Here is a 12143-nt window from a genome sequence, read left to right on the forward strand (position 1 = left end):
AGCGTATCGACTCACCACTCGACGGGCAGACGCGACGGCTTCCCGTTGGTCGGCTCGACGCCGTAGCGGCCCAGGACGTAGCCCATGATCCGGGAGAACACCGGGCCGGCGATCGAGCCGCCGCCGCCGTCGACCTGGGGGGCGTGGACCACGACGTAGACGGTGAACCGGGCGTCGTCGGCCGGCGCGAAGCCGCCGAACGAGACCGTGGTGCTGCCGTCGTAGCCCATGCCGTCGGCGGCGACCCGCTGCGCGGTGCCGGTCTTGCCCGCGACGAGGTACCCGGGCACCTGGGCCCGCGGAGCGACGCCGTCCTCGGGGTCGACGACCTTCTCCATCATCTTCGCGGTCGCCCGGGCGGCCCGCTTGCTGACCACGCGGGTGCGGGACGCGACGTCGGTGCCGACGGTGACGCCGTCGTCGGTGACCGCCGAGCCCGCGATGAGGCTGGGCGCGACCCGCACTCCCCCGTTGGCGATGGTGTTGACCGCGGCGGCCATCTGCGCGACGTTGACCGACAGCGACTGGCCGAACGCGACGCGGTCCTTGGTCTGCGAGGTCATCGCCTCGCCCGGGGTGAGGATGCCGGGCGTCTCGCCGCGCACGCCGATCTGGGTCTTCTGGCCGAGGCCGAACTTCTGCAGGTAGGCCACCAGCTCCGGCGGTGAGAACGCGTCGGCCGCCAGCACGGTGCCGATGTTGGACGACTGCGCGATGATCCCGGCCAGCGTGAGCCGGATCATCCCGTGGTCGAACCAGTCGCCGATGACGCGGTCCTGGCGCGCGAGGCTCGGCGGCACCTTGAACTTCTGACGCGGGAAGGCCTTGCCCGCGTCGATCAACGACGACGCGGTGAGGACCTTCTCGACGGAGCCGGGCTCGTAGGTGTCGTTCATGGCCCGCGAGCCGAGGTCCTCCTCCTTCGCCTCGGTCGGCTTGTTGGCGTCGAAGGTCGGCACGTCGGCCAGCGCCAGGATCTCGCCGGTGCGGGTGTCCATGACGATCGCGGCGCCGCTCTCGGCGCGGTACTGCTGGACCGTCTGGGCCAGGACCTTCTGGGTGAACCACTGGAGGTCGCGGTCGATGGTGGTGCGCAGCGGCGTGCCGTTCTGCGCGGCCTTCAGCGTGCTCTCGCGCAGCGGGATCCGTACGCCCTTGCCGGAGTTGGACTGCCAGGTGGCCTCGCCGTCGACGCCGGCGAGCTGCTTGTCGAAGGTGCGCTCGAAGCCGCCGAGCGGCTCGTCGGTGCCCATGTAGCCGATGAGGTTGGCCGCGACGTCGCCGGCGGGGTAGTCCCGGATCGGGTCGTCCTGGAGCGAGATTCCCTCGTAGCCGGCCTCGTCGAGCGCGGCGAGCGTGTCCCCGGCCAGGGTGCTCGGCACCCGGCGGGCGACGTACTCGTAGCGGCTGCCCTCCTTGCGTCCGCGCAGGGCGGTGAGGGTCCGGAAGTAGTCGACGGAGAGCTGGTCGGAGAGCATGCGGGCGATCTCCGGCGCCTGGTCGGCCGTGAGGCTCGGGTCGGCGATGACCATCTTGCCCTTGATCGAGTCGGCCAGCGGGATGCCGTTGCGGTCGAGGATGTCGCCGCGCTCGGCCTGCAGCGGCACCCGCACCGCGCCCTCGGCGGCGGCCATGGCGGCGTACGAGCCGGGGTCGACGCCCTGCAGCTGCACCAGCCTGGCGCCGAAGAACGAGAGGACCATCGCGATGAGGACGAACCCGATGCGCAGTCGCAGCATGGGGGCGCCCCTGGAGGCGCCGCGCCTGGTGCGGGTGCTCGGCACTGGTCTCCTCATTTCCCGGCCCACTGTCGCGAGGGCCATGTCGGCGAATGTATGGCGGCGGCGGCGCGGATCGACGCGACCGCGCCGTCAGCGGTTGCGGTTCTTCTTGCCCTGCTTGTTCTTCTGGCCGGCCTGCTGCTTGGCCTGCGTCTCCGGCAGCGCCGGCGGCTCGGGGGTCGTGGCGGCCGGGACCTCGACGACCGTGGGCGCGGGCGCGAGGATCGCCGGCATCACGGGCGCCGGCGGCAGCAGCTGGATGGCGTTCTCGCGGGTGGCCGGCGTGCGGACCCCGCTCGTCCTGCCCGTCTTGAGGTCGAGGAACACCGGCGCCGACGGGATGACCATGCCCATCTGCTGGGCCTCCTCCGCCACCCGCTGGGGGTTGCGGAGCTCGTCGAGCTCCATGCGCAGCGTCTGCTCGCGGGCGGCGAGGACGTCGGCCTCGTTCTCCAGCGACGAGGCCGCGAACGACGCCTGCTGCATGGAGGTGTTGAAGAGGAGCAGCCCCACGATGCCCGCGACCAGGACGAGGCTCACGAGCGTCACGAACGGCACTCGCGGAGCCCGTGTGCGCACGCGCGGGACGACGGTGAGTCGGGCCTTGTCGACGGCGTCCTGGGCGATCCGGGTGACCCGGGTGCGGGTCTGCAGGGCGGGACTGCTCATCTGACGGCTCCTGGGGAAGGGGGAGATGACGGGCGGACGCGCTCGACGGCGCGCAGTCGGACGGAGGCTGCTCGGGGGTTCTCGGCGATCTCGTGCTCGTCGGCCCGCTCGGCGCCCCGGGTGACCAGGCGGAAGGACGGCTCCGCCCCCTCGGGCACGAACGGCAGGTCCGGCGGCACGTCGAGCCGGGTGGCGTCGGCGAAGGCCCGCTTCACCAGGCGGTCCTCGAGCGAGTGGTAGGACTCCACGACCACGCGGCCGCCGACCCCGATCACCTCGAGGGAGGCGGGGATCGCACGGCGCAGGACGGCGAGCTCGTCGTTGACCGCCATCCGCAACGCCTGGAAGGTGCGCTTGGCCGGGTGGCCGCCCGTACGCCGTGCGGGTGCGGGGATCGTGTCGTAGAGCAGCTCGACGAGGCCGGCGCTGGTGGTGAACGGCGTCGCCTCGCGACGTCGTACGACCTCGCGGGCGATCTTGCTGGCGAACTTCTCCTCGCCGTACTCGCGCAGGATGCGGGTGAGCTCCTGGGCGGTGGCGGTGTTGAGCAGGTCTGCGGCGGTCGGCCCGGTCGTCGGGTCCATGCGCATGTCCAGCGGCGCGTCCTCGGCGTAGGCGAAGCCGCGGTCGCGCACGTCGAGCTGCATCGAGGAGACGCCGAGGTCGAAGAAGACGGCGTCGACGTGGTCGAGGCCGAGGCTGCCGACCACCTCCGGCAGCTCGTCGTACACCGCGTGGACGGCCGTGAAGCGGTCGCCGTGGGCGGCCAGCCGCTCGCGGGACATCCGGAGCGCGTCCGGGTCGCGGTCGATGCCGATCACCCGGACGTCGGGCAGCCGCTCGAGGACGGCCTCGCTGTGGCCACCGAGGCCGAGCGTGCAGTCGACGTAGACCGAGCCGGGTGCCTCGAGAGCAGGCGCCAGCAGGGCGACGACCCGGTCGAGCAGCACCGGGGCGTGGCGGGGAGTGGTCATCGAGTCAGCCCTGGGATCCCAGGTGCGTGAGCAGGAGCAGCGCCAGGGCCAGGGAGGACGCCGTGGCGGCGGAGAACGCGATCAGGGCAGCCGCCTCGCGCGCCTGGTCACGCACCCGGAGCGGCCGTGCCGCTGCGGTGCGTCCCAAGGGCTGGGTGGTGCTCATGGTCTCGACCCCACTGGTTGCTGGTGTGCTGCTGGCGTGCTGCTGGTGCAGGTTGGCGGTGCGGCTGACACGCCCCGCCAGGTGGCACGGGGTGAGCCGCCGCACCAGGTCCCTGCCCGCTCCCTGCGAAGGGGTGCCCTCTGGTGCCGGGGAAGTGCCCCAGATGGCCACGCGAGGAGCGGGCTCGAGACCTGGTGATGCGGGTCGCGATGTGTCAGCTGTGGTGTTGTGTCGGTGCTGGTCGGGCTGGTGCTCAGATGCCGGGGAAGACCTCGTCGCTGAGCTCGGAGAACTTCTGCTCCTGCTCCTCCGAGTAGGTCGCCCACGCGGTGGGGTCCCAGATCTCGATCCGGTTCATGGACCCGATGACGACGCACTCCTTGCGGAGCGAGGCGTACTCCCGCAGCGGTGCCGGGATGTTGATCCGTCCCTGCTTGTCCGGCACCTCCTGGCTGGCGGCGGCGAACAGCATGCGGACGTAGTCACGGGTGTTCTTCTGCGTGACCGGCGCCTCGCGGAGTCGGTCGGTGAGCCTCCCGAAGTCCTCCAGCGACCAGACAGTGAGGCAGCGCTCCTGTCCCCTGGTCACCACGAGTCCCTCCGTCAGCTCGTCCCTGAACTTCGCCGGGAGGAAGAGGCGGCCCTTCTCGTCGAGCTTGGGCGTGTAGGTGCCGAAGAACATCCGGCACCTCCCCTTGCTCGGCGGGCAGATCGACCCTGTCCCCCACTTCGCACCACAGTACTCCACTTCACTCCACCGTCAACCAGAACGCGCGTGTTCCACGCGTGAATTTCGGCCGGTCGCTCGCCCCACGGCGCGGCCCCTCCCCTGCTGCGGCCCGCCCGGTCGAGCGCGGCTGGACGCCGATCCACGCTCAGCGGGGCTCGGGTGGAGCGCCGGTGGGGGACGACGGCAGCGGGTGGTGGGGGAAAGTGGGGGCGGCCGGGCAGAAGTCCGCAGACGGACTGCCTCCGAGGGCCTCTACGAGCGGCTGTGGACAGGTATGTTGCGCGCACCACTACCGTGGAGACAGCGCTGATGAGGGCCTGACGAGGGCCGCACGAGGGGATGGCAAGACGTGAGCACAGGGGCATCTGGGCAGGCACCCGACCTCGACACCGTGCGGCGGGTGACGGGCGCGGTCCGGCAGAACATCGAGCGCGTCATCTCCGGCAAGCCCGACGTCGTCAACGCCGCGCTCGTGGTCCTCCTCGCCGAGGGCCACCTCCTCATCGAGGACGTGCCGGGCGTCGGCAAGACCCAGCTCAGCAAGGCGCTGGCCCGCAGCATCGACTGCACCGTGCGGCGCATCCAGTTCACGCCCGACCTGCTGCCCTCCGACGTCACGGGCGTCTCGGTGTTCAACCAGGACACCCGGGAGTTCGAGTTCCGCCCCGGCGGCGTCTTCGCCAACATCGTGGTCGGCGACGAGATCAACCGCGCCTCCCCCAAGACGCAGTCGGCACTCCTCGAGTGCATGGAGGAGCGGCAGGTCACCGTCGACAACGCGACCTACCAGCTCGAGGCGCCGTTCATGGTGATCGCCACCCAGAACCCGATCGAGATGGAGGGCACCTACGCGCTGCCCGAGGCGCAGCGCGACCGCTTCATGGCCCGGGTGTCCGTCGGCTACCCCGTCGAGTCCGCGGAGATCGCGATGCTCGAGGGCCACACGTCGCACAACCCGCTCGACGACCTCGAGCCGGTCACGCACGCCGGGGAGATCCGCAAGGTCATCGACATCGTCGGCCAGGTGCACGTCTCCTCGGCCGTCCACCGCTACGCGGTCGCCCTGACGACGGCCACCCGCACGAGCAACGACCTGCACCTCGGCGCCTCGCCCCGCGCGACGCTCCACCTGGTGCGGGCCGCCAAGGCCGTGGCCGCGACCCAGGGTCGTGACTACGTCCTCCCCGACGACATCCACGGCATCACCTCGCCGGTGCTCGCGCACCGGCTGCTGCCCAATGTCGAGGCGACCATGAGCGGACGCACGACCTCGGCGATCCTCTCCGGGATCGTCGAGTCCGTGCCGGTCCCCGACGCGTCCGACTCTCGTGGCAGCCGTGCGTGAGGCACTCGCCGCACTGACCGTCCGCGGACGGGCGTTCCTCGCCGCCGGCATCACCACGATCGCCGCGGCGATCGTGGTCGGCCACTCCTCCGTCGTCCGCATCGGCGTGCTGGTGGCGGCGCTCCCCCTCCTGACCGCCTGGTGGGTCGGGCGGTCGCGCTACCGCCTCGCGCTCGTGCGTACGCTCTCCCCCCAGCTGGTCGTCGCCGGCCAGCCCGCGACGGTGGAGCTCACCGTCGCCAACGAGTCACGCACGCCGACCGGGGTGCTGCTCCTGGAGGAGCGCCTCCCCTACGTCCTGGGCACACGGCCGCGGTTCGTGCTGGAGGGGCTCGGCCACGGCTGGCGCCGCCACGCCACCTACCAGGTCCGCTCGGAGCTCCGCGGCCAGTTCGAGATCGGTCCGATGTCGGTGCGCGTCACCGACCCGTTCGGCCTCGTCGAGCTCGGGCGCACCTTCCACGCCACCACCCGGCTGACGGTCACCCCGCGTACCACCACGCTCCCCAACATCCCGCTGGGCGGGGCCTGGACGGGCTCCGGCGACAACCGGCCGCGCGCCTTCGCCATCGGCAGCGCGGAGGACGTGACCGTCCGTGAGTACCGTCGCGGCGACGACCTGCGCCGGGTCCACTGGCGCAGCTCGGCCCGCGTCGGTGAGCTGATGGTCCGCCGCGAGGAGCAGCCCTGGCAGTCGCGGGCGACCGTCTTCCTCGACAACCGCGGCACCTCCCACCGCGGCCAGGGAGCCGCGAGCTCGCTGGAGGGCGCCGTCTCGGCCGCCGCCTCGATCGCGGTCCACCTCACCCACCACGGATACACCGTGCGCCTGGTCACCGCGTCGGGCGACAGCCGCGAGACCCAGTGGCACTCCCACAGCGCCGACGCCAGCACGGTGCCGCTGCTCGAGGCGCTCGCCGTCGTGCAGCTCGACCACTCCCCTGCGCCCGACACCCAGTGGCTGTCCGAGCCCGGCCACGGCGGCCTCGTCGTCGGCGTCTTCGGTGGGCTCGGTGAGACCGACCTCCCCTTCCTGCGCCGCATGCAGCACCACGCGTCGTCCAGCCTGGCCATCGCGCTCGACGTCGACGCCTGGGCGCCGCACCTGCCGGTGCAGCCGGGCCCCGGTGCCGCGGCCCACCTCACCTCGACCGGGTGGCGGTCGGTCACGCTCGGCCCCCGCGACCGTCTCGACACCGCCTGGCAGGAGCTCGGCCTGATGCAGAGCCGAGCCACGGCATCGGCGGGAGCCGCACGATGAGGGCCTCGTGGAGCAACCTCCCCCACCAGCTGCGGGTGGCCGGCATCGCGCTGCTCGCGGGCTGGGCCACCGTCCTGTCGTGGCGCGTGCTGACCGAGGGCTTCGCCGAGGTCTCCTTCCCCCTCCTCTTCATCGGTGTCGTCCTCGGCGGGCTGGGAGCACTCGCCCGGTGGAGCCGCCTCCCTGTCGCGGCGATCGTCGCCGGGCAGCTCGTCCTCGGCGCCCTCCTCGTCCTGGGCACCACGACCGGGTCGCCGATCCCCACCCCGGACAACGTCGACGCCTTCATGGCCGCCCTGCGGGACGCCCTCGAGAGCTCGCGCAGCTACGCCGCACCGGTGCAGCTGGGCGTCCCACCCGTGCACCCGCTGCTGCTCATCGGCGGGACGCTCGTGGTCGTCCTCATGGACTTCATCGCCTGCACCCTGCGCCGCGCACCCGTGGCCGGGCTCGTGCTGCTGGCGGCGTACACCCTGCCTGTCGCGGTCACCGGCAAGGCCGTGTCGTGGTGGCTCTTCGTCGTGGTCGCGGGCCTCTTCCTCACCCTCGTCTTCATCCAGCACAGCGACCACGTCGCCAGCTGGGGTCGCGCACCCGACGGGGAGCGGGGCGCCTTCTCCGTGCGCACCGGCGCGATCGGCAACACCGCGGTCGCGCTGGGGGCGGGGGCGATCGCCCTGGCCGTCGTGCTGCCCGCCGCGGTGCCGACCATGCGCATGAGTGTCTTCGACGGCAACGGCCCCGGAACGCGGGAGGTCGAGGTCAAGGACCCCATGGTCGACCTGCGCCGCGACCTGAGCCGCGGTGAGGACATCCCGCTGCTGTGGGTCACGACCCCCGGACCCAAGCCCACCTACTTCCGGCTGTCGGTGCTCACCCGCTTCAACGGCTCGGCCTGGACCCCCGGCGACCGCGAGATCCCGGAGAGCCAGACCGCGACCGGGCCGCTGCCCCCGCTCGACGGGGTCTCGGTCAGCGTGCCGCGCAAGGAGTACAAGTACGACGTGCGCATCGGCCCGGACTTCAAGTCCAGCTGGCTGCCCACCGTCGCGCAGACGACCCGGATCGCCGCTGGCACCGACTGGCGCTACGACGTCAACACGCGTGACTTCATCGCGGCCCGCGACGATGTCACCACCGTCGACCGCACCTACGACTTCTCCGGGGTCCAGCTGACCTACGACGCGGAGTCGATGAACAGCGCGGTGTCAGGCGCCGGCTCGGTGTCGGGCATCTTCACCGACGTCTCGCCCAACCTCAGCAACGAGATCCGCCGCCTCGCCGCGAGCGTCACCGCCGACGCCCCGACGCGCTTCCAGAAGGCGCAGGTGCTGCAGCAGTGGTTCCGCGAGGACGGCGGCTTCCGCTACGACCGCCGGCAGGTCGAGTCCGCCGGCAGTGGCGGCGCCGACCTGCTGGCGTTCATGGACGACCGGGTGGGCTACTGCGAGCAGTTCGCGGCCTCGATGGCCATCATGGCGCGGGTCCTCGGCATCCCGAGCCGGGTGGCGGTCGGCTTCCTCGAGCCGGAGAAGGCCACCAACGGCGCCTGGGAGTTCTCCGCGCACGACCTGCACGCGTGGCCCGAGCTCTACTTCCCCGGGTCGGGCTGGGTGCGCTTCGAGCCCACCCCGCAGTCCCGTGGCACCCAGGCCCCCGGCTACACCACCGCCGAGCTCGCCCCGGCGCCCGACAGCCCGAGCCCGAGCGCGAGCCGCTCGACCGAGCTGATGCCGGAGCGTGGGCAGAGCCCCGGAGCCGACACCGGGTCCGCCGACGAGGGCTCGTCGGCGATCCCGTGGGTGCCGGTCCTCGCCGGGCTCGCCGGCCTCGCGGTCCTCGCCCTGTTGCTGCTCACCCCACGCCTCGTGCGTACGTCGCGACGCCGCCGGCGGCTCTTCGGTGACATCGAGGACCTGTGGGCCGAGCTGCGCGACGTCGCCCAGGACCTCGGTCACGCCTGGCCGGTGGGGCGCTCGCCACGGCGGGCCGGCGACTGGCTCGGCCGCCTGCTCGCCACCCCGGTGGCGGGCGGGGCGCGGCCCGACCGTCCGCGACGCGGTCGCGAGCAGGCGCCGGAGGCCGCGCAGGCCCTCGACCGCCTGGTCCAGGCGCTGGAGCGCAGCCGCTACTCCCGCAACCCCGAACCCTTCACCTCCGAGCAGTGCCACGTCGACGCCCTGCTGGTCGAGGAGTCCCTCGCCGCGGGCGTCACGCCCGGTGAGGTACGCCGCGCCACCTGGTGGCCGTCATCGGTGGTGGGACGACGCCGTACGCCGTGGCGCCACCGCTCGCCGTCGCGCCCCCACTCGCGCTCGGCCCAGTCCGAGGTCCCCGTCGACCACGAGACCAGCCGGACGGTCGACGAGCTCGTCGGCTGACCGGGCACTTCCTCGCGCTGCACAGCGCCGACCAGGCGATCCCTCGCGCTGCACAGCGCCGACCGGGCGATCCCTCGCGCTGCACAGCGCCGACCGGGCGATCCCTCGCGCTGCACAGCGCCGACCGGGCGATCCCTCGCGCGGCAGTGATGGAGTCACCGCGAGGAAGTGCCCGGTCGGCACGTCTGAGCGCGAGGAAGTGCCCGGTCGGCACGTCTGAGCGCGAGGAAGTGCCCGGTCGGCACGTCTGAGCGCGAGGAAGTGCCCGGTCGGCACGTCTGAGCGCAAGGAAGTGCCCGGTCGGCAGCACAAGACCCGGACGTCAGGACGTCCGGGTCGGTTCAGGCTCGTGAGGCCGGAAGGGTCAGAAGCCGCGCTCGCGGCGACGACGCCACCGCTCTTCCATGCGCTCCATGAAGGGGCTGCCGGAACGCTGGCGGCCGGGGCGGTGCCGGCGACCGCCGTCGACGACGCCGAACCCCGAACGGCCGGAGGCGCGCACCTTGGGGCTCGGGTGGTGGCCGGGCGACCGGGCCGAGGTCAGCGCGAGGATCGCGCCACCGAGCATGATCACGAAGCCGAGCACACCCACGACGGTCTGGATCACGGCGCTCAGCTCGAGGAGCACGGCGACGACCAGGAGGCCGATGCCGGCAAGCAGGATGGCGCCACCCAGGACCATGCGGCGACGGGCAGCGCGCTGGAAGGACGTGCCGCGCAGCGTGGAGGCGAGCTTCGGGTCCTCTTCGACGAGGGCGCGCTCCATCTGCTCCAGCAGTCGCAGTTCTTCCTCGGAGAGCTCCACGGTTCCTCCTACCTCTCGTCGCAAGTCTAGGCACGCTCCTGCGCTCACGGTAGGCGTCCTTCGAAAAATCACCCCAACGTGGTGGATCAGACAAGGCTTGCCGGCCTGACGGCTGCGGAACCGAACCTGCGCGTCGCCCGGTCGACCGCCCGGTCGGCGTCGGCCCAGCCGTGCTCGGGCTCGCCCAGCACCAGCTGGCGGTGGACGGTGCTGCGGGGCACCAGGCCCTCCACCCGTACGCCGACCAGCCGCAGGCGGGCGCGCTGCAGGCCGAGCGCGTCATAGAGCCGGGTCACCGCGCGGTGGATCTCCACCGTGACGTCGGTGGCCTCGGGCTGGGTGCGCGACCGGGTGATCGTGGTGAAGTCCGCGAAGCGGACCTTGAGGGTGATCGTCCGCCCGGCCACGTCGGCCGCGCGCATCCGGCCGGCCACCCGGGCGGAGAGACGCAGCAGCTCGCGGACGATCACGTCGCGGTCGTCGGTGTCGCGGGCGAAGGTCTCGTCGGCGCCCATCGAGCGTTCGGGCTCGTGAGGTCCGGCCCGCGGGGTCAGCTCGCTGCGGTCGGTGCCCCAAGCGAGGTGGTGCAGCTCGCGGCCGAGGTGGTCGCCGACGGCGCGCTGGAGCGTGCGGAGCGGGGTGTGCGCGACGTCGCCGACGGTGACCAGGCCGAAGCGGTGGAGCAGCGCCCGGGTCTTCTCCCCCACGCCGTAGAGCTCCCCCACGTCGAGCGGGTGGAGGAACGAGGTCACCTCGGCCGGTGGCACCACGATCACGCCGTCGGGCTTGGCCCGCCTGCTGGCGAGCTTGGCGACCGAGACCGTCGCCGCCACCCCCACCGAGCAGGTGATGCCCTGCTCGTCGTGGATCGTCGAGCGGAGGTGCTCGGCGATCACCGCCGGCGGCCCGAGGCGCCGCACCGAGCCGCGTACGTCGAGGAACGCCTCGTCGAGGGACAGCGCCTCCACCAACGGGGTCACCTCGCGGAAGGTCTCCATCACCGAGGCCGAGACGCTCGCGAAGGTGGTGTAGTCGGGCTCGATGACCACGACGTGGGGGCACAGCCGGCGGGCCCGCGTCATCGGCAGCGCCGAGCGGACGCCGTAGCGGCGGGCGACGTAGTTGGCGGCGAGCACGACGCCTCGCCCGCTGCCGCCCACCACCACCGGCTGGTCCAGCAGGTCGGGACGCTCGCGCAAAGCCACGGAGGCGTAGAACGCGTCCATGTCGACGTGCAGGAGCGGGGTGTCGGTCATGGCCGGCCCCCGGAGGGGGGCCGGGCCGGGTCAGCGGCGGGCGATGACGTGCAGCTGCGCCGCGAGAGGGAGGTATTCCGGGCGGGTGGCGACGGCCTGCTCGAGCTCGACGAGGGCCGCGGTCGCGCCGGGCTCGAGGTCGAGGAGGCTGCCGGGCACGAGGTCGGCGAAGACGCGCACGGCCTGGACCGAGGTGGGCTGCAGCCCGGCGGCGGCGAGCAGGTCCACGACCTCGTCGTGGGTGTAGCGGCGTCCCCCGCGACCCGTCGACGCGGTCGTCGCGTCGCCGTCGAGGAGCTCGCGAGCGGCCTGGAAGTGCCCGGCCATGGCGCGCGCCACCACGGCCGCGTGCCGCTGGGCCACGAGCAGGCTGAGGTGTCCGCCGGGGCGCAGCACGCCGGCGATGGCGCTGAGGGCGGCGGCGGGGTCCTCGACCATCTCCAGGACTCCGTGGCAGAGCACGAGGTCAGCCGCCTCGACCAGGCTCGGCAGGTCGGACAGGTCGCCCTGCTGGCCGGTGACCCGGTCGGCGACCCCGCGCTCGCGGGCGCGCCGGTCGAGGGAGGCCAGGGCGTCCGGGCTGGGATCGATGACCTGGACGGTGTGGCCGAGCTCGGCCAGTGGCACGGCGAAACCGCCGGTGCCACCACCGATGTCGACGATGCGGGCCTGCCCGCCGGAGGCGTCGTCGCCCTCCAGCACGCGGCGTACGCCGTCCCACACCACGCCGGCGCGGACGGACTGGCGACGGTCGCTGGCAGAGGGCTGCGGCATG

Annotated in this window: 11 protein-coding genes; 3 read left to right on the forward strand and 8 right to left on the reverse strand. The window is 72.7% G+C overall.

What is annotated here, in order from left to right; all coding sequences use genetic code 11:
• Positions 1 to 11: 11 nt before the first annotated feature.
• From ACS3YM_RS10165 to mraZ, 5 genes are all read right to left on the reverse strand, one after another.
• The gene (locus ACS3YM_RS10165; protein ID WP_439936327.1) at positions 12 to 1739 is read right to left on the reverse strand and encodes a peptidoglycan D,D-transpeptidase FtsI family protein; all 1728 of its coding nucleotides are present in this window, start codon (positions 1737 to 1739) and stop codon (positions 12 to 14) included.
• 132 nt (positions 1740 to 1871) lie between these two features.
• Positions 1872 to 2450, reverse strand: coding sequence for a hypothetical protein (locus ACS3YM_RS10170; protein WP_439936328.1), 579 nt, complete (start codon positions 2448 to 2450; stop codon positions 1872 to 1874).
• The gene (rsmH, locus tag ACS3YM_RS10175) at positions 2447 to 3424 is read right to left on the reverse strand and encodes a 16S rRNA (cytosine(1402)-N(4))-methyltransferase RsmH (protein ID WP_439936329.1); all 978 of its coding nucleotides are present in this window, start codon (positions 3422 to 3424) and stop codon (positions 2447 to 2449) included. The genes ACS3YM_RS10170 and rsmH overlap by 4 nt, the downstream gene beginning before the upstream one ends.
• Before the next feature lie 4 nt (positions 3425 to 3428).
• Positions 3429 to 3590 (reverse strand): hypothetical protein, encoded by a 162-nt coding sequence (locus ACS3YM_RS10180; protein ID WP_439936330.1) that lies wholly within the window; start codon positions 3588 to 3590, stop codon positions 3429 to 3431.
• Between the two features lie 253 nt (positions 3591 to 3843).
• Positions 3844 to 4272, reverse strand: a complete 429-nt coding sequence (gene mraZ, locus ACS3YM_RS10185) for a division/cell wall cluster transcriptional repressor MraZ (protein ID WP_056607086.1) — start codon at positions 4270 to 4272, stop codon at positions 3844 to 3846.
• A 397-nt stretch (positions 4273 to 4669) separates the two neighbouring features.
• Here mraZ and ACS3YM_RS10190 point away from each other — a divergent pair, with 397 nt between their 5' ends.
• Genes ACS3YM_RS10190 through ACS3YM_RS10200 form a run of 3 tightly spaced genes read left to right on the forward strand, consistent with a single transcriptional unit; the run spans position 4670 to position 9307 of the window.
• Positions 4670 to 5665 (forward strand): AAA family ATPase, encoded by a 996-nt coding sequence (locus ACS3YM_RS10190; RefSeq protein WP_439936331.1) that lies wholly within the window; start codon positions 4670 to 4672, stop codon positions 5663 to 5665.
• Positions 5658 to 6926: a DUF58 domain-containing protein gene (locus ACS3YM_RS10195; protein WP_439936332.1), complete on the forward strand. Its 1269-nt coding sequence runs from the start codon at positions 5658 to 5660 to the stop codon at positions 6924 to 6926. Before ACS3YM_RS10190 ends, ACS3YM_RS10195 begins: the two co-directional genes overlap by 8 nt.
• On the forward strand, positions 6923 to 9307 hold the full coding sequence (locus ACS3YM_RS10200) for a transglutaminase family protein (protein WP_439936333.1): 2385 nt from the start codon (positions 6923 to 6925) through the stop codon (positions 9305 to 9307). Before ACS3YM_RS10195 ends, ACS3YM_RS10200 begins: the two co-directional genes overlap by 4 nt.
• A 364-nt stretch (positions 9308 to 9671) precedes the next feature.
• On the opposite strand, the gene ACS3YM_RS10205 is transcribed toward ACS3YM_RS10200, so the two are convergent.
• The 3 genes from ACS3YM_RS10205 to ACS3YM_RS10215 all read right to left on the reverse strand — a co-directional run bounded on the left by ACS3YM_RS10205 (position 9672) and on the right by ACS3YM_RS10215 (position 12142).
• On the reverse strand, positions 9672 to 10112 hold the full coding sequence (locus ACS3YM_RS10205) for a DUF3040 domain-containing protein (RefSeq protein WP_439936334.1): 441 nt from the start codon (positions 10110 to 10112) through the stop codon (positions 9672 to 9674).
• 86 nt (positions 10113 to 10198) lie between these two features.
• A complete protein-coding gene (gene dinB, locus ACS3YM_RS10210; RefSeq protein ID WP_439936335.1) occupies positions 10199 to 11368 on the reverse strand; it encodes a DNA polymerase IV in 1170 nt (389 codons plus the stop codon).
• A 30-nt stretch (positions 11369 to 11398) separates the two neighbouring features.
• On the reverse strand, positions 11399 to 12142 hold the full coding sequence (locus ACS3YM_RS10215) for a class I SAM-dependent methyltransferase (RefSeq protein WP_439936336.1): 744 nt from the start codon (positions 12140 to 12142) through the stop codon (positions 11399 to 11401).
• Position 12143: the final 1 nt, after the last annotated feature.

Source organism: Nocardioides sp. N13(2025), assembly GCF_051912545.1.
GTDB lineage: Bacteria > Actinomycetota > Actinomycetes > Propionibacteriales > Nocardioidaceae > Nocardioides.

Excerpts from the sequence above, each read along its gene's own strand:
- ACS3YM_RS10165 (WP_439936327.1), bottom strand. The coding sequence starts at position 1,739 with ATGCTGCGACTGCGCATCGGGTTCGTCCTCATCGCGATGGTCCTCTCG.
- ACS3YM_RS10170 (WP_439936328.1), bottom strand. The coding sequence starts at position 2,450 with ATGAGCAGTCCCGCCCTGCAGACCCGCACCCGGGTCACCCGGATCGCC.
- rsmH (WP_439936329.1), bottom strand. The coding sequence starts at position 3,424 with ATGACCACTCCCCGCCACGCCCCGGTGCTGCTCGACCGGGTCGTCGCC.
- ACS3YM_RS10180 (WP_439936330.1), bottom strand. The coding sequence starts at position 3,590 with ATGAGCACCACCCAGCCCTTGGGACGCACCGCAGCGGCACGGCCGCTC.
- mraZ (WP_056607086.1), bottom strand. The coding sequence starts at position 4,272 with ATGTTCTTCGGCACCTACACGCCCAAGCTCGACGAGAAGGGCCGCCTC.
- ACS3YM_RS10200 (WP_439936333.1), top strand. The coding sequence starts at position 6,923 with ATGAGGGCCTCGTGGAGCAACCTCCCCCACCAGCTGCGGGTGGCCGGC.
- dinB (WP_439936335.1), bottom strand. The coding sequence starts at position 11,368 with ATGACCGACACCCCGCTCCTGCACGTCGACATGGACGCGTTCTACGCC.
- ACS3YM_RS10215 (WP_439936336.1), bottom strand. The coding sequence starts at position 12,142 with ATGCCGCAGCCCTCTGCCAGCGACCGTCGCCAGTCCGTCCGCGCCGGC.